At 70.5% G+C, this 16,840-nt stretch carries 15 protein-coding genes and 1 tRNA gene; 15 read left to right on the top strand and 1 reads right to left on the bottom strand.

The genetic code is table 11. The features are described 5' to 3' along the window. The first annotated feature begins 29 nt into the window (after positions 1 to 29). The 4 genes from AC07VX_RS24355 (at position 30) to AC07VX_RS24340 (ending at position 7,436) form a co-directional block, all read left to right on the top strand. Positions 30 to 1,220: a vWA domain-containing protein gene (locus tag AC07VX_RS24355; RefSeq protein ID WP_493166769.1), complete on the top strand. Its 1,191-nt coding sequence runs from the start codon at positions 30 to 32 to the stop codon at positions 1,218 to 1,220. Beyond that, positions 1,217 to 3,013: an autotransporter assembly complex protein TamA gene (locus tag AC07VX_RS24350; RefSeq protein WP_493166768.1), complete on the top strand. Its 1,797-nt coding sequence runs from the start codon at positions 1,217 to 1,219 to the stop codon at positions 3,011 to 3,013. Before AC07VX_RS24355 ends, AC07VX_RS24350 begins: the two co-directional genes overlap by 4 nt. Then, positions 3,010 to 6,891 (top strand): translocation/assembly module TamB domain-containing protein, encoded by a 3,882-nt coding sequence (locus AC07VX_RS24345; RefSeq protein ID WP_493166767.1) that lies wholly within the window; start codon positions 3,010 to 3,012, stop codon positions 6,889 to 6,891. The genes AC07VX_RS24350 and AC07VX_RS24345 overlap by 4 nt, the downstream gene beginning before the upstream one ends. A 194-nt stretch (positions 6,892 to 7,085) precedes the next feature. Continuing rightward, on the top strand, positions 7,086 to 7,436 hold the full coding sequence (locus AC07VX_RS24340; protein WP_493166766.1) for a hypothetical protein: 351 nt from the start codon (positions 7,086 to 7,088) through the stop codon (positions 7,434 to 7,436). A 5-nt stretch (positions 7,437 to 7,441) separates the two neighbouring features. Here the strand turns inward: AC07VX_RS24340 and AC07VX_RS24335 are convergent, their stop codons facing one another. Beyond that, positions 7,442 to 7,789 carry a GFA family protein gene (locus AC07VX_RS24335; RefSeq protein WP_493166765.1) on the bottom strand — a complete coding sequence of 116 codons (348 nt, stop codon included), beginning with the start codon at positions 7,787 to 7,789 and terminating at the stop codon, positions 7,442 to 7,444. Positions 7,790 to 7,885: 96 nt separating this feature from the next. On the opposite strand from AC07VX_RS24335, the gene AC07VX_RS24330 reads away from it, so the two are divergent. The 11 genes from AC07VX_RS24330 to AC07VX_RS24280 all read left to right on the top strand — a co-directional run bounded on the left by AC07VX_RS24330 (position 7,886) and on the right by AC07VX_RS24280 (position 16,840). Next, positions 7,886 to 7,960: transfer RNA gene (locus tag AC07VX_RS24330), tRNA-Arg, on the top strand. Positions 7,961 to 8,112: 152 nt separating this feature from the next. Further along, positions 8,113 to 9,234: a hypothetical protein gene (locus tag AC07VX_RS24325; protein WP_493166764.1), complete on the top strand. Its 1,122-nt coding sequence runs from the start codon at positions 8,113 to 8,115 to the stop codon at positions 9,232 to 9,234. Next, positions 9,231 to 9,824, top strand: a complete 594-nt coding sequence (locus AC07VX_RS24320) for a papain-like cysteine protease family protein (RefSeq protein WP_493166763.1) — start codon at positions 9,231 to 9,233, stop codon at positions 9,822 to 9,824. Before AC07VX_RS24325 ends, AC07VX_RS24320 begins: the two co-directional genes overlap by 4 nt. A gap of 3 nt (positions 9,825 to 9,827) precedes the next feature. Beyond that, a complete protein-coding gene (locus AC07VX_RS24315) occupies positions 9,828 to 10,379 on the top strand; it encodes a hypothetical protein (protein WP_493166762.1) in 552 nt (183 codons plus the stop codon). 143 nt (positions 10,380 to 10,522) lie between these two features. Next, positions 10,523 to 11,074 carry an NADPH-dependent FMN reductase gene (gene ssuE, locus AC07VX_RS24310; RefSeq protein WP_493166761.1) on the top strand — a complete coding sequence of 184 codons (552 nt, stop codon included), beginning with the start codon at positions 10,523 to 10,525 and terminating at the stop codon, positions 11,072 to 11,074. A gap of 153 nt (positions 11,075 to 11,227) precedes the next feature. Continuing rightward, complete coding sequence (locus tag AC07VX_RS24305; protein WP_493166760.1) at positions 11,228 to 12,187, top strand: sulfonate ABC transporter substrate-binding protein; 960 nt, start codon at positions 11,228 to 11,230, stop codon at positions 12,185 to 12,187. Further along, positions 12,184 to 13,125, top strand: coding sequence for an aliphatic sulfonate ABC transporter substrate-binding protein (locus tag AC07VX_RS24300; protein WP_493166759.1), 942 nt, complete (start codon positions 12,184 to 12,186; stop codon positions 13,123 to 13,125). The genes AC07VX_RS24305 and AC07VX_RS24300 overlap by 4 nt, the downstream gene beginning before the upstream one ends. Beyond that, positions 13,122 to 14,279: an FMNH2-dependent alkanesulfonate monooxygenase gene (gene ssuD / locus AC07VX_RS24295; protein ID WP_493166758.1), complete on the top strand. Its 1,158-nt coding sequence runs from the start codon at positions 13,122 to 13,124 to the stop codon at positions 14,277 to 14,279. Before AC07VX_RS24300 ends, ssuD begins: the two co-directional genes overlap by 4 nt. 1 nt (position 14,280) lies before the next feature. Beyond that, on the top strand, positions 14,281 to 15,045 hold the full coding sequence (ssuC, locus tag AC07VX_RS24290) for an aliphatic sulfonate ABC transporter permease SsuC (RefSeq protein WP_493166757.1): 765 nt from the start codon (positions 14,281 to 14,283) through the stop codon (positions 15,043 to 15,045). Between the two features lies 1 nt (position 15,046). After that, entirely contained in the window at positions 15,047 to 15,826 is a 780-nt protein-coding gene (locus AC07VX_RS24285) for an ATP-binding cassette domain-containing protein (RefSeq protein ID WP_493166756.1), read from the top strand. Between the two features lie 45 nt (positions 15,827 to 15,871). Continuing rightward, positions 15,872 to 16,840 (top strand): alkaline phosphatase D family protein, encoded by a 969-nt coding sequence (locus AC07VX_RS24280; RefSeq protein WP_493166755.1) that lies wholly within the window; start codon positions 15,872 to 15,874, stop codon positions 16,838 to 16,840.

Genomic DNA, 16,840 nt, shown 5'->3' with positions numbered 1-16,840 from the left:
CGGCTGCAAACCCGATCTCGCCCCGCTTCATGCTCATCCAGTTCTTCTACACGCTGCGCGCCGCCAAGCTCAAGGTGACGGTGCCCGAGTACCTGACGCTGCTGGAAGCCCTGCAGGCCGGCGTCATCGGCGGCCCCGACAACGGCGGAGTCGCCAGCATCGACGACTTCTACCACCTGGCCCGCACCAGCCTCGTCAAGGACGAAACCCAGTTCGACAAGTTCGACCGTGCCTTCGCCGCCTACTTCAAGGGCGTGGAGATGCTGACCGACTTCACGGCCGAGGTGCCGCTGGAGTGGCTGCGCAAGCAGCTGGAGCTGGAGCTCACGCCCGAGCAGAAGGCCGCCATCGAGAAGATGGGCTGGGACGAGCTGATGGAGACGCTGAAGAAGCGTTTCGAGGAGCAGAAGGAGCGCCACGAAGGCGGCAACCGCTGGATAGGCACCGGCGGCACGAGCCCCTTCGGCAACAGTGGCTACAACCCGCAAGGTGTGCGCATCGGTGGCAAGGGCGGCAACAAGAGCGCCGTCAAGGTCTGGGAGCAGCGCGCCTACCGCGACTACGACGACACGCTGGAGCTGGGCACGCGCAACATCAAGGTCGCGCTGCGCCGCCTGCGCCGCTTCGCCCGCGAGGGCTCGGAGCTGGAGCTGGACCTGGACGGCACCATCCACGGCACCGCCGCCAATGCCGGCATGCTGGACATCCGCATGCAGCCCGAGCGCCACAACAAGGTCAAGGTGCTGCTGCTGATGGACGTGGGCGGCACCATGGACGAGCACGTGCACCGCGTGGAGGAACTCTTCAGTGCCGCCAAGACCGAGTTCAAGCACCTGGAGTTCTATTACTTCCACAACTGCGTCTACGACTTCGTCTGGAAGAACAACCGGCGCCGCTTCGCCGAGAAGCTCAACACCTTCGACCTGATCCGCAAGTACAACCGCGACTACAAGCTCATCTTCGTCGGCGACGCCACCATGAGCCCCTACGAGATCCTGCAGGTCGGCGGCAGCGTCGAGTACAACAACGACGAGGCCGGCGCCGAATGGCTGCAGCGCCTCACCCACGCCTTCCCCAAGTACGCGTGGATCAACCCCGAGCCGCAAGGCGTCTGGCAGTACCGGCAGAGCATCGCGCTGATCCAGCAGCTGATGCAGCAGCGCATGTTCCCGCTGACCCTCTCCGGCCTCGAAGGCGCGATGCGGCTGCTGAGCAAATGACGCGTCTCCTCGCACTGCTTGTCGCAGTGCTGATGGCCGGCTGCGCGACGAAAGCCCCGGCACCGAAGCCCGAACCCGCTCCCGGCATCCCGGCCGACGCGCCGGCCGTCTACAGCCTGGACATCCGCGTCGATGACGGCGCCCTGCGCACGCTGCTGCAGGACAACCTCGACCTCGCCCGCTACCGCGCCAGCGAGGCTGCGCTGAGCCGCGTCGAGCTGGCTCGCCTCGCGGCCGCCGCGCCCGCACAGGCCGAGGCCCTGCTGGAGACCGAGGGCTATTTCAGCGCCAAGGCCGACGTGGACCGCGACCCCGCGGACGAGACCCGGCTGCGCCTGACCGTCACGCCCGGTCCGCTCACGCGGGTCGGCCGGCTCGACATCGAGTTCACCGAAGGCCTGGCCGAAGACGATGCCAAGGCCCTGCGCGAGTCCCTGCGCGGCACCTGGCCGCTCAAGCCCGGCGCCGCCTACACCCAGGCCGCCTGGGCGGCCGGCAAGAGCGAGCTGCTGCTCCGCGCGCGCACCGGCGGTTTCCCGCTGGCGCGCTGGGGCGAGACGGCCGCCCGCGTCGACCCCGATGCCCAGACCGCCGAACTGCACCTCGTGCTGGCCAGCGGCAACCGCGCCCGGCTCGGCGCGCTGCGCATCGAAGGGCTCAAGCGCCAGGACCGCGAGGCCATCGAGCGCCTGACGGGCTTCAAGCCCGGCGACGGCTACACCGAGCAGAAGCTCGCCGAGTTCCAGGAGCGCCTGGCCAAGACCCAGCTCTTCGACGCCGTGCGCGTGCAGCTGCTGGCCGAAACGCCGGACGCCGACGGCACCACGCCCGTGCAGGTCAGCGTCACGGAATCGGCGCTGCAGCAGGCCACCGTCGCCGTCGGCTATCACAGCAACACCGGCCAGAGCGTCAGCGTCGAGCACCTGCACCGCCGCCCCTTCGACCTGCCGGTGCGTGCGCGCAGCAAGCTGCAGCTCAGCCGCGACCTGCGCAGCGCCGAGCTGGAGCTGAGTTCCCACCCCCAGCCCGACCTGCGCCGCAACCTCGCCTCGCTGCAGTTCGAGCAGGACCGCTCGGGCGACACCATCGCCACCAACCTCGGCCTGCGCCTGGGCCGGCTCTACGAATCCACGCGCGACGAGCGGCTCAGCTACGTCGAGCTGCTGCGTGCCCGCGAGACCGCCGGCAGCGAGATCAACACCAACCTCGCCGTGTCCATCAACCAGCAGTGGATACGCCGCCGGCTGGACAGCTCCCTGCTGCCCACCGACGGCCACCAGGCCCTGGCCCTCGTCGGCCTTGGCTACGCCAAGGGCGGCGGCACGGACGACAGCGGCGCCTTCGGCCGCGTGCAGCTCAAGCTCGGCGTCTACAAGCCTCTCGATGGCTGGTACACGTCGGCCCGCGCCGAGCTGGCCCAGGTCGTCGCACATGACCGCGTCGGCGTGCCCGAGAAGCTGCTCTTCCTCGCCGGCGGCGACGAGTCCGTGCGCGGCTATGCCTACCGCAGCCTCGGCGTGGAGCGCAACGGCCTGACCGTGGGCGGCCGCGTGCTGGCCACCGGCAGCCTGGAGATCGCCCGGCCCTTCACGATGAGCATGCCCAGCCTGTGGGGCGCCCTGTTCGTGGACGCCGGTAACGCCGCGTCGCGCTGGACCGACTACCGGCCCGTCGTCGGCGTCGGTGCCGGCGTGCGCTGGCGCAGCCCCGTAGGCCCGCTGCGCGTGGACCTGGCCCGTGCGCAGGAAACCGGCAAATGGCGGCTGCACTTCAGCGTGGGCATCACGCTTTGAAGCGCTCCCTGCGCATCCTGCGTGCCACGCTGATCGCGCTGGCCCTGCTGGTCGTTCTGACCGTGGCCTTCGTCGCCTGGCTGCTGAACCGCCCCGCCGGCGGCGCCTGGCTGATGGCCCACCTGCCCGGCGTGCAGATCGAGGCGCCCGAGGGCTCGCTGATGGGCGAGTTCCGCGCGCGCCGCCTCGTCATCAGCTGGACCGGCGGCTCGGCCGAGCTGCGCGGGCTGCGCTGGAAGGGCCTGGGCCTGACGGCCAGCAGCGGCCTGCTGCTGGCCGATGAACTTGTCGTGCAGGAGATCGCCGTCCGCAGCCTGGCCAGCGACCAGCCCCTCACGCCACCGCCCGACCTCTCGCTGCCGCTGGGCGTGCAGATCCACAGCCTGCGCGTCGGCAAGCTGAGCTGGTCGCCCGAGCAGGCCCCGCTGCTGGGCCTGGACGCCCAGCTCGACCTGCCGCGCCGCGGTACCCACCGCATCGAGCTGAAGGCGGCACGCTGGCAACACCTGACGCTGGCCGGCAAGGCCCGCGTCGCCACCGCCGCACCGCTGCAAACCGACGCCACGCTGACGGTGCAGCAAACCGAAGCCACCGACCTGCCGTGGACGGCCATCGCCGCCGTCACAGGCTCGCTGGCCAGGCTCAAGGCCAGGGCCGAGCTGGAAGCTGCCCACCAGACGCTGAAGGCCGACGCCGAGATCCAGCCCTTCGCCGCCTGGCCCGTCAATGCGCTGCAGTTGGCCGCCGAAAAGCTCGACCTCGCCGCCTTGATGCCCGGCCTGCCCCGCACCGCGCTCAGCGGCAGCGCCCGGGTCCTGGCCCCGGCCCGCGACGCCGAGGCCACGCTGCAGGCCGACCTGCATAACACCGCCGCCGGCCGCTGGGACCAGGGCGCCCTGCCCGTCACCCGCCTGGTGCTCGCGCTGGCCGGCCGCCCCGACCAGCCCACCAGCTTGCGACTGGCGGCCCTCGACGCCGAGCTGCCCGGGGGTGGTCGCGTGCAAGGCAAGGGTCAGCGCGAGGCCGACGGCCGCTGGCAGCTCGACGCCCGCGTCCAGGGGCTGCGCCCCGAGGTGCTGGACGCGCGCGCCACCCCGGCCCGCCTGGACGGCCCGCTCACCCTCGCCGGCAGCAAGACCGGCCCGCTCAGCGCCGGGCTGGATCTCGCCGGCACGATCGACAAGCGCCCGCTGCGCGTCAAGGCCCAGCTGCAGGGCGAAGGCACGGCTTGGCAGATCGCCGAGGCCCAGCTCGCCAGCGGCGACGCCACGCTGCAGGCCAGCGGCCACGTCGACACCACCGGCGCCGCCCGCCTGAAGGCCCAGTTGCGCCAGTTTGACCCCCACCTGCTGTGGCGCGGCGCGCCGGGCTCGGCCTGGGCCCGCCTGCCCGGCCCGACACGGCTCAGCGCCGAGGCCGACCTGGACCTGCGCGGCAAGTCCCTTGCCACGCTCAGCGGCAACGCCTACGTGCGCCTGCTGCCGAGTCAGGCCGCCGGCCTGCCGCTGGAAGGCCGCATCAAGCTGCAGCGCGAGCGCGCGAACGACGCCGCGGCCTTCGACATCGACGGCCGCCTGGGCAACAACCGCGTGCAGACCGGCGGCCAGGCGCGCTCCGGCAGCGTCGAGGGCACGGCCACGGTCAGGGCAACCGCGCTGGCCGAGCTCAACCCGCTGCTGGCGCTGTTCGACCAAGGCCCCATCGCCGGCCAGGGCGAGGGCGAGGGCAGCTATCAGCTGGTGCGCGGTGCCAAGGGCTGGCAGCTTGGCGGCAGCGGCCGCCTGGCGCTCGCGCAGGCCAAGGCCATGGGCACCACCATCGCCCAGGTCAAGGGGCGCTGGGACCTACCCCTGCCCGGCGCGGACGGCGACGGCCCCATCGCGCTGAATCTCGACATCACTCAGCTGCGCGACCCGCTGGTCCAGCTCGCCAGCGCCAAGGTCGAGCTGCAGGGCCGGCGCAGCGCCCACGAGGCCAAGGCCCAGCTCAGCGGCAAGATCCCGCGCGAGTCGCAAGACCTGACGCTCGACGCCCAGCTCCAGGCCCGCGGCCGCTGGGACGGCCAGGCCTGGGCCGGCCGCGTCACCCGCATCGCCATCGGCCCGCTGCGGCCCAACACGCCGCCGCTGCTGGCCGCCAGCGACATCGCCCTGCGCTGGGACAGCCGCGGCCCGCTGCTGAGCGCCGAGCCCGGCCGCGCCGAGGTGGGCGGCGCCTTCGTGCGCTGGCAGCGCCTGAGCTGGGATGGCGGCGAGCGCCCCGAACTGCGGGCCGACCTGCAGCTGGAAGACCTCGCGGCCGCGCCGTTGCTGGCGCGCTGGCAGCCCGACTTCGGCTGGGGCGGCGACCTGCGCGTGACGGGCCATGCCTCGCTGCTGCTCAACGACAAGCTCACCGCCGAGCTGCTGATCGAACGCCAGAGCGGCGACCTGAAGGTCACCGACGAATTCGGCCAGCGCGCGCTGGGCCTGACCGACCTGCGCCTGGCGCTGAACGTGAATGACGGCGTGTGGCGCTTCGCGCAAGGCGTGGCCGGCGCCGAGCTGGGCAGCCTGGGCGGCGCGCTGACGTTGCGCCCGGCCCGGCTGTGGCCCGATGCGCAGACACCGGTGGAGGGCGTGCTGCAAGCCAACGTGGCCCACCTGGGCACCTGGGGCAGTTGGGTGCCGGCCGGCTGGCGCCTGGGTGGCCGCGCGGCCGCCACCGTGCAGTTGAGCGGCCGGCTGGGGGGCCCCGACCTGACCGGCCGCGCCGAGGGCGAGGACCTGGCCCTGCGTCACCTGCTCTACGGCGTGGACGTGACCGGGGGCCGCTTCACGCTGGACCTGAAAGGACAGCACGCCGAGCTGTCGCGCCTGGAGGCCCGCGGCGGCGACGGCTGGCTGCGCGCCAGCGGCCGGGCCGAGCTCGGCGCCCAGCCCAGCGCGCACATCGAGATCACGGCCGACAAGCTGCGCGTGCTGTCGCGCGTGGACCGCCGGCTCGTCGCCAGCGGCACGGCCACGCTGGACCTCGATGCCAAGGGCCTCAAGCTCGACGGCAAGCTCAGCGCCGACGAGGGCCTGTTCGACTTCACCCGCAGCGACGCGCCGGCCCTGGCCGACGACGTGACCGTGCTGCGCGGCACGCGCGATGCCGCACCCACCGCGCCACCGGCACCGAAGGCCGCGCGCAACAGCACCGTCAACCTCGCGGTGGACTTCGGCCGCGACTTCAAGGTGCGCGGCCGCGGCCTCGCGACGACGCTGCGCGGCCAGTTGCAGGTCGCTCAGAACAACGGCCCGCTGCGCGTCACCGGCAAGCTCACCGCCGGTGGCGGCCAGTACGCCGCCTATGGCCAGAAGCTGGACATCGAGCGCGGCGACATCGGCTTCACCGGCGCCTACGACAACCCCACGCTGGACTTGCTGGCCGTGCGGCCCAACCTGGACGTGCGCGTCGGCGTGCGCGTGGGCGGCACGGCGCTAGCGCCGCGCGTGAACCTGTACGCCGAGCCCGAGATGGCCGACACCGACAAGCTCGCCTGGCTGCTGCTGGGCCGCGGCCCCGACGGCCTGGGCCGCACCGACACCGCCCTGCTGCAGCGCGCCGCACTCGCGCTGCTGAGCGGCGAAGGCGAAGGCCCGACGGGCAAGGTGCTGCGCAACCTGGGGCTGGACGAGCTCTCCCTGGCGCAGAGCGACGACGACACCCGCGCCACCATCGTGCGCCTGGGCAAGCAGCTCTCGCGGCGCTGGTACGTGGGCTACGAGCGCAGCCTGAACGCGACGACGGGCAGCTGGCAGCTCATCTACCGCATCGCCCAGCGCTTCACGCTGCGCGCCCAGGGCGGCGACGACAACGCGCTCGACCTGATCTGGCAGTGGAAGTGGAACTGACGGCGTGAAGCGGGACCGGCGGACATGAGCCGCCGTCCGCCGCGCCGCCGCGCCGCCGGGCTGGATGCCCTAGGCGACAAGCTGCGCCACGACGACTTCTTCGCCCGGACCGGTGATCGGGCAGGCGACGTCCTACAAGCACGTCGCGACGCGCCCGACAACGGCTGTCACAGACTTCCGGGAGGATGCCGGCCATGCTGCACAACACGCACTCCACGCCCAGCCTGCCGCCGCTACCCGTGGCCGACGGGCTGTTCATCGATGCCGATCTCGACGTCGCGCTGCGCACCCCGTCCACCCTGGTCGTCAACGCCAGACTGGAAGTGGCCCCGGCGGAGGCCGGCAGCGCACGCAGCATCGACCTCGCACTCGTCATCGCCCGCTCGCGCTGCCACGGCGAACGCCCCTTCCTCGCGGCGCTGCTGGATGCGGTGCATGCGGCCGTGGCCCGTGCGACGCGTGGCGGCACCCTGCTCAGGCCCCGCCGCGTGCTCACGAGCGTTGCCGGCCAGCCCCATCTGGTCGCGCAGTTCGAGGCCGCCTGAGCGGCCTATTTCGAGCGCCCGTCGAACTGCGTGACGGGAATGGCCTGCAGATCGACGTCCTCCAGGCAGCGCAGGTTGATCGCCGCCATCGCCGAGCCGTCCGGCCCCTGGCCTTCGCCATAGGGGTGCATGCCGCAGACTGGGCAGAAGCGGTGCCGGATGACGTGCTTGTTGAAGGTGTAGGTGCTGGCGTTCTCCTCGGGAGTCAGCAGCCTGAGCGCAGCACGCGGCACGAACCACAGCAGCGAGCCCTTGCGCTGGCAGATGGAGCAGTTGCAGGCCAGCGCGGATGTGGGCTCGCCCTCGACCTCGAACCTGATGCGGCCGCAATGGCAGCTTCCGTGATGCGTCATGTCGACCTCCGGGTTGCAGAAGCGCCATGCTGCCAGAAACCCCATGCGAGAATGCGCGCCGCTCGAGGGCTGTGGCCACCACAGGCTCCCGAGGCTCTCGCCGTAGTTCAATGGATAGAACGGCCGCCTCCTAAGCGGCAGATACAGGTTCGATTCCTGTCGGCGGGACCAAGGTTCCAGCGCCTCTGGGACCGCGGCTGCAAGCCCATCCCGCGTCCGTCACACGCCAAGTAGCGGCGCTCATCAATTGAGTGGATATCGCTCCAGGGCTTCGACGGCATCATCGCTCCTGCTTTTGTGACACCGGTCAAAGAGGCCGGCCGTTGCAGCGGCTCGATGATCAAACCGACGAGGGTCAGGACATGGCAATCCAGTTGCGCTCCAACAAGCCGGCATCTCTCCAGGACCGGGCGCCAACGACGAGGCGTACTGGTGTGCCGCAACGAGCAGGCCGGTTTTTGTGGGTCGCCCTGACGCTCACGCTTGCCGGTTGTGCAAGCACGCCGGACTTGACGCTGCGCTATTTCCCGGCGAAGGCCAGCACGGTGGTGAACGTGACCCAAACTCTGGACTGCAATGAAGCCCGGTCCGTGCTGACGTCCGTCGAATCCGTCACCGTTGGCACGACCTATACCAGCGACCGCAACAAGCCGCGGGAGATCAAGATCAAGAAGCTGAGCCGCTGGTATTCCGACAGCGACTTCAAGGCGACATGGTTCGACGATGGCCGGTTGAAGGGCATCAATCAATCCTCGACCGGACAGGGAGAGGCCATCGCCAAGGCGGCAATTTCGCTTGCCGTGGCAGCTCTGCCGCTGGGCGGCGCGCTGGCAACTGATCGCGTGGATCCAGTCACCAAGGATGCATGCGACGCGATCGCGGAATACGGCAAATCAAAACCTTTGACGCTGACGTTTGCCACGCTCCCCATCACCTACGACGGCACGACGAATCCGCCGCTGAACCCCTCGGCAACCATCCCCAAGAAATACCTGGACAGGATTCAGCCGCGGATTCCCCTGCTGCAGGTACAGGTTGGCGCGGCGGAGAAGCTGGAGCTCACCAGCCCTCCCGACGGTGACAAGGAAAGCTACGTCGCTTTGAAGATGAACAAGGTCGGCCTCAGCACCATCAAGGTCACCCGCGATGGCAGCAAGATTTACGAAGGTCTGGTGCAGGTTCCGCTCGCCGAGGAGTACGAGTTGCCCATCCCTTATCCGGCCTTCTTTGGAAAGCAGGGGTTTGAACTGCTGTTGACCGATGCCGGCGGCATCACGACGCTGGCCTACAACAAGTTGTCCGGCGCCGCGGGCGCCATCGGCACGGCTGCGGCGTTGGAAGGGACCGACGCTGCGAGAGCCAACCAGCTCAAGGCGGAAGCCGACCTGATCGCACAACAGCAACGTCTCGCGCGCTGCAAATCGCAACCGGACAAGTGCTCATGAGCGAGCAGTTGGAGATCCCAGCGTGCTTTGGCGAGTTGCAATCGCTCGACGGCACGGAATGGGGTCCGGCGGCACTCGGAGGTTCGGCAGAGATGGCGACTGTGTTGCCGCTGCAGATGCAGAGTCACACCGGGGCGAAACATCTGTGCTGGGCCAGCGTCGCAGCCAGCGTCGCCACCTACAAGAACAAAGGCTCATGGACGCCCTGCCGTGTCGCCTCGCTGTGCCTGGGGCAATCCGACTGCTGCCCAGGCGGGGTCGTGTCCGCGTTCTGCGATCGCGACTACGCGCTTGATGCGGCGCTCGACCGGGTCGGCTGCCTGGACACTCCCCGGCAAGGGCCGCTCGAATTGAGCGAGGTCATCGCCCAGATTCGGCTCGATCGCCCCGTGTGCTGCCACATTTCCTGGCAGGGGCTGGCTTCCAACGCCAACGGCCACTTCAATGTCATCGTCGGCTACGGCATAGGCAGCAGCGACATCGTCGTCCGCGACTCGGCCTCTCCCGATGACTTCATGGGTCCCTACGAACGGTTCAAGGACCGCTACCTTGGCGATGGTAGATGGGACTACAGCTACCTGACCAAGTAGTGCATGAACATCTCAATTCAGCCATCGCCGGCGCAGGGCAAGGACCTGGCGGCCGCCTCGTTCCTGGCCCGCCAGCATCACGGAAAGTTTGGCGCCATGGTGTCGGCGCGGGCCGGTATCGGGCCCGGAATCCCCACCTTTGCCATGCGCGTGAGCAAGCGCCTTGCGACCGCTCACCTGACCGATGCCCGGTTGAGCGGCTGGCGCTATCCGGTCATCGCAGGTCAGCACGTGGCGCTGGTCACGCTGGGCATGGACAACGGCCAACTGTTCTTTCGCGACATCAGCACCGGCGCCTTTGCGCGCAGTGTGGTGGACGCGGTGGCATTCGCCGAGAAGGCTGCGACGCGCTCGAAGGCCTCTTTCGAGCTGAGGATGCTCGAAGCCCCTGCGCTTCAGCTTTCCTACCTTTGGCTCTCCCGGCCCGGCAGCAACCGGTTCGTGGACCTGCGGCCCTCGACGATGGCGGCTGACGGCGGCCGTGAGCTCCTCACGTCCATCAGACAACGGGTGCGCGACGAATACTTCACCCGCACGGCCAGGCCCTCGGTCTGACGCGCGTGCGGGCTGCCAGCGTTCCAACAGTAAGCGGCAACTGGCATGCAATTCGCGCTGACCACATAAGCATCCCCGCTTTCCTTCCTTCCGCGAGCAAGGCGCTCTCCCTATCGTTGCGGCCTGAAACGACACAGGCCGCCATGCACATAACCAGCCTCTCCGCCAGCCCCAGCGAACGCTCCCGCTCCGCCTGGCTCACGCAGTTCGCGCTGACGCGCCTGGAAGGCCGTGGCACGCGGCACGACGACATCCTGATCCGCACGCTCCCCGCCGCCGCGCTGCTGAGCGCCGACGTTCAGGACGCCTCCATCGCCACCGCCGTGCACGCGGTGGAGCAGGCCGAGCTCGTCATCATCGGCACGCCCATCTACAAGGCCGCCTACAGCGGGCTGCTGAAGGTCTTCCTGGACCTGCTGCCGCCCGACGCGCTGCGGGGCAAGCTGGTGCTGCCGCTGGCCACAGGTGGCAGCCCGGCGCATTTCCTGGCGCTGGACTACGCGCTCAAGCCCGTGCTGTCGGCCCTGGGTGCCCGCTACGTGCTGGACGGCGTGTTCGCCACCGACGCCCAGTTGCGCCGTCATGAAGCGGGCGGCTTCGTGCCCGAGCCCGACCTGATCGCGCGGCTGGACCGCGCGCTGGCCCCACTCGCGCCACGAATGCGCCCGCAGCCCGAGCCCGCGCTGAGCTGTTGACGCGCCCGCGCCTCTCTCTCCCCAGTTGTCTCCTCGCCACCCGCACGGGATCGGCGACTTCATCCCGGCGCCTCGGGCGCTGATCGGCTCGGCGCGCCTGCGCCGATCAACAGCCCCCCGGGCGCCGGGATCTTTTTTGCACAGGACATCACCATGCACTTCCGCCCCTTCCTCCGCTGGACCGCGCCGCTGCTGCTGGCCGCATTCAGCCTCCACGCCACCGCGCAGGCCACGCTCCGCATTGGCTTCCAGAAATCCGCCAGCCTGCTGACCTTCCAGAAGTCCAGCGGTTCGCTCGAAAAGAAGCTCGCGCCGCTGGGCGTGGCCGTCAAATGGGTCGAGTTCCCCGCCGGCCCGCAACTGCTCGAAGGCCTGAACGTAGGCGCCGTCGACGTGGGCTTCGTCGGTGAGGCCCCGCCCATCTTTGCGCAGGCCGCCGGCGCGAAGTTCGTCTACATCGGCTTCGACCCTGCCGCGCCCGAGGCCGAAGCCATCGTCGTGCCCAAGGACTCGGCCATCCGTTCGGTCGCCGACCTGAAGGGCAGGAAGGTCGCGCTGAACAAGGGCAGCAACGTGCACTACCTGCTCGTCAAAGCGCTGGAGAAGCAGGGCCTGAAGCCCTCCGACATCCAGCCCGTCTACCTGCCGCCGGCCGACGCCCGCGCCGCCTTCGAGCGCGGTGCGGTGGATGCCTGGGTGATCTGGGATCCCTTCCTCGCCGCCGTGGAGAAGCAGAGCGGCGCCCGGGTGCTCGCCGACGGCCGCGGCCTCGTCAACAACTACGCCTACTACCTGGCCGAGCGCGGCTACGCCGAGAAAAGCCCCAAGGTCATCCAGGCCCTGTTCGACGACAGCCAGGCCCAGGCCGCGGCGCTGAAGGCCAATGTCAAGGCCGCGGCCGCCGTCATCGCACCGCTGCAGGGCCTGGAGCCCGAGGTCGTCGAGAAGAGCCTGACGCGCTACCAGTTCGGCGTGAAGCCGCTCACCGCCGCCATCGCCGCCGAGCAGCAGAAGATCGCCGACACCTTCCACGCGCAGGGCCTGATCCCCAAACCCATCCGCGTGGCCGACGCCCTGCCGGGCAGCGCCACCGTCGCGGAGGCGGCACGATGAACACGACCCGCCGCGCCGCCGTGGCGCTGCTCGCCGTCACCGCCGCCGCCTGGCGCCACGCCCAGGCCCAGGCGCCCGTACAGCTGCGCATCGGCTTCCAGAAGGGCTCGCTCAACCTCGCCTTGTTGAAGAGCTATGGCCTGCTGGAACAGCGCCTGCCCGGCACCCGCATCCAGTGGACCGAATTCCCCGCCGGCCCGCAGCTGCTGGAAGCGCTCGCGCTGGGCAGCGTGGACCTCGGCGCCACCGGCGACGCACCGCCCGTGTTCGCCCAGGCCGCCGGCAAGGACGTGGTCTACATCGGCGCTGAGCCGCCCAAGCCCGACAGCTCGGCCGTGCTCGTCAAGCCCGCCTCGCCGCTGAAGACGCTGGCCGACCTGAAGGGCAAACGCATTGCCCTGCAGAAGGGCAGCAGCGCTCATTTCCTGACCGTGCAGGCCGTCAAGAAGGCGGGCCTGGCCTGGGCCGACATCCAGCCTGTCTACCTGCCGCCGGCCGACGCCCGCGCCGCCTTCGAGCGCGGCTCAGTCGACGCCTGGGCCGTGTGGGACCCGTACTACGCCGCCGCCGAGATCAGCGGCGAGCTGCGCGCGCTGGCGACCAGCCGCGGCCTGAGCAGCAACAACACCTTCTACCTCGCTTCACGCGCACTCAGCCAGCAGCCGGCCCTGGTGCGGACCGTCTTCCAGGCCCTCACCGACACCGACGCCCGCGTGCAAGCCGACCGCCGCGACGCCGTGCAGCGCTATGCCGAGTTCGCCGGCCTGCCTGCACCAGTGGTTCAGCGCATGGTGGAGCGCCGCGGCCCGGCACCGGTCGGCCCGCTCACCGCCCAGCTGCTGGCCGAACAGCAGCAGGTGGCCGACGCCTTCGCCGATCTCGCCCTCATTCCCCGCCCCATCCGTGTCGCAGATGCCCTCGCACAGGTCAAAGCATGAAGATCTTCTGGTTCATCCCCACCCACGGCGACAGCCGCCACCTCGGCACCTCGCGCGGCTCGCGCGTGGCCGACCACGCCTACTTCAAGCAGATCGCCATCGCCGCCGACAGCCTGGGCTACGAGGGCGTGCTCATCCCCACCGGCCAGTCCTGCGAGGACTCCTGGCTGGTGGCCGCCAGCCTCATCGATGCCACGCGCCGGCTGAAGTTCCTCGTCGCGCTGCGCCCCGGGCTCGTCGCCCCCACGCAGAGCGCCCGCATGGCCGCCACGCTGGACCGGCTCTCCGGCGGGCGCTTGCTCGTTAACCTCGTCACCGGCGGCGACGCCCACGAGCTGGCCGGTGACGGGCAGTTCCTCGGCCATGCCGAGCGCTACGCGCAGTCGGCCGAGTTCATCCGCATCTGGCGCGAGGTCATCGCCCGGTCGCACGAGGGCCGGCCTTTCGACTTCGACGGCGAGCACCTCAGCGTGAAGGGCGCCAAGCTGCTGTTCCCGCCCACGCAATCGCCCTACCCGCCTGTGTTCTTCGGCGGCTCATCCGGCCCCGCGCACGACCTGGCGGCGGAGCAGGCCGACACCTACCTCACATGGGGAGAGCCGCCTGCCGAGGTGGCCAAGAAGGTGGTCGACGTGCGCGGCCGGGCCGCCGCCCAGGGCCGCCGCCTGCAGTACGGCATCCGCCTGCACGTCATCGTGCGCGAGACCGAGGACGCCGCCTGGGCCGCCGCGGCCGAGCTGGTGTCGCAGCTGGACGAGGCCACCGTGGCCGCCGCGCAGGCCCGCTTCGCGAGCATGGACTCCGTCGGCCAGCGCCGCATGGCCGAGCTGCACCGTGGCAAGTTCAACAAGGCGAATGTGCGCGAAGGGCTGGAGATCTCGCCCAACCTGTGGGCCGGCGTGGGCCTGGTGCGCGGCGGCGCGGGCACGGCCCTGGTGGGCAACCCGCAGCAGGTGGCGGACCGGCTCAACGAGTACGCCGCACTCGGCCTGGAGCACTTCATCCTCAGCGGCTACCCGCATCTGGACGAGGCTCACCGCTTCGCCGAGCTGGTGTTCCCGCTGCTGCCGCTGACGCTGCGCGAGCGCCTCACCGGGCCGGCAGGCGAGCTGATGGCGCACGGCATAGTTCCGAAACAGGTAGCCGCGAGCTGACATGAAGCAGCGCCTCATCCCCTGGCTGCTGCCCGCGGCCATTCTCATCGCCTGGGAGCTGGCCTCGCGCAGCGGCGTGCTGTCGGCGCGCATCCTGCCCGAGCCCGCCGCCGTGGGGGCCGCCTTCTGGCAGCTGCTGCGCTCGGGCGAGCTGGCCCACCACGTCGGAGTCAGCGCGGCGCGGGCTTTCTCGGCACTGGCGCTCGGCGGCGGCCTGGGCCTGCTGCTGGGCCTGCTGACCGGCACCTGGCGCCAGGCCGAAGCGCTGCTGGACACCACGCTGCAGATGCTGCGCAACATCCCGGCGCTGGCGCTGATCCCGCTCGTCATCCTGTGGTTCGGCATCGACGAGGCGGCCAAGCTGGTGCTGGTGGCCGTGGGCGTGTTCTTCCCGGTCTACCTGAACACCTTCCACGGCATCCGCAACGTGGACCGCGACCTCATCGAGATGGCACGCAGCTACGGCCTGTCGGGTTGGCAGCTGTACACCCAGGTCATCCTGCCCGGCGCGCTGCCGTCCATCCTCGTGGGCCTGCGCTTCTCGCTCGGGCTGATGTGGGTGCTGCTCATCGTGGCCGAGACGCTGTCGGCCCAGGCCGGCATCGGCTACCTCACGATGAACGCCCGCGAGTTCCTGCAGACCGACATCGTGCTGGTCGGCATCCTGCTCTACGCCGTGCTGGGCAAGCTGGCCGACGTGGTCGCCCGCGGGCTGGAACGCGCCTGGCTGCCCTGGCACCGCGGCTATGCCACCGAGAGGACTTGAGATGTGGGTAAATGAGTTCGACTACCCGCAGCTGACGCGCGACTCCCTGGCCGAGGCCGCGCCCACCCGCGCGCCCTCGCCGGGCCTGGCGCTGCGGCTGCGCGGCGTGGCCAAGTCCTTCGGCACCCGCCATGTGCTGCAGGGGCTGGACCTGCACGTGGCCCCCGGCGATTTCGTCGCCCTGGTGGGCCGCAGCGGCTGCGGCAAGAGCACGCTGCTGCGGCTGATCGCCAGGCTGGACGCGCCCACGGCCGGCAGCGTCGAGGCGGGCGAGCCGCACGAGCGCCGGCTGATGTTCCAGGACGCACGGCTGCTGCCGTGGAAGCGCGTCGTCGACAACGTGGCGCTGGGCCTTGCAGGCCGTGATGCCCGCGAGCGCGCGATGGAGGCACTGGCCCAGGTAGGCCTGGCCGGCCGCGGCAGCGACTGGCCGGCCACGCTCTCGGGCGGCCAGCGCCAGCGCGTGGCCCTGGCCCGCGCCCTGGTCCACAACCCCCGCCTGCTTCTGCTGGACGAACCGCTGGGCGCGCTGGACGCGCTGACCCGAATGGAGATGCACCGCCTCATCGAGCAGCTCTGGCAGCGCCACCGCTTCACGGCCCTGCTCGTCACCCACGACGTCGCCGAGGCCGTGGCCCTGGCCGACCGCGTGCTGCTCATCGACCGCGGCGGCATCGCGCTGGACGCCACGGTCGCCCTGCCCCGCCCGCGCCCGCGCACGGCGCCGGGCTTTGCGGCGCTGGAGGAGCGGGTGTTGAGGCACATCATCGGCACGGCCTGAGCCCGATATCCTCTGCCGCTTGCCACGGAGGCGGGAGGCCAGGGGATGAAGATCGCGTTCACGTCATGCGCGCTGGAGCAGCGCTTCGAGCGGCAGCCGGTCTGGCAACGCATCCAGGCCCAGGACCCCGACTTCCTCGTCCTGCTCGGCGACTCGATCTACCTCGACATCGACGTGCACGCGCAGCGCATGGACGACGCCGCCTTCGGCGAGCACTGCCACGCCCGCTGGCGCGCCCAGCTCGCCGTGCCGGAGTTCGACGCGCTGCTGCGCCACATGGCCGCCAAGGGCGGGCGGCGCGTGTTCGCCGTCTGGGACGACCATGACTTCCTGTGGAACGATGCCGCCGGCGCCGCCATCGCGGCCATCCCCGAGCACGCCGGCAAGATCCCGCGCAGCCGCGTGATGTTCGAGGCCTTCCGCCAGGCCCTGGTCGAGCCGGGCGGTTTCCCCGCCTCGTTCTACGACACCCAGCCACCCGCGCCCGGCGACGACGGGCCGCTGTACGAGGCCGTGCAGCTCGGCGGCGACGTATGGCTGCACCTGACCGACGGCCGCAGCTGCCGCACCGAGACCTGGCTAGTGCCGCAGGACAAGCGCGCCATCGTCGGCCAGGGCCAGCTCGACATGCTGGCCGCCACCGCCGATGCCGCGGCGCCCGGCGCAGTCCACCTCGTGGCCAGCGGTTCGACCAGCTCGGGCTGGAAGAAATACCTGCACGACTGGACAGCCCTGAACCTCATCGCCGACCGCCACCGCTGCCTGATGCTAAGCGGCGACGTCCACCACAACGCCTTCGCCTCCCACGGCGAGACCGATGGGCTGCCGCTGCACGAGGCCACGGCGTCCGGCGCAGCGGTGCGCGATGCCGTGGTCTACGGCCATGACATCGAGAACTTCGGCCTCGTCGAGCTCAGCGCGAACGAGGTGACGCTGCGTTTCTTCGAGCGCGACCGCGAGACCCGCCCGCGTCGCATCCGCCGCACGAACTGGCGCGTCGTCGAGCCGAGCTGA

Source organism: Roseateles sp. GW821-FHT03B02, from assembly GCF_059421025.1.
The sequence above is the reverse complement of the archived record's forward strand: the minus strand, read 5'-3'. Positions and strand labels throughout refer to the sequence as shown.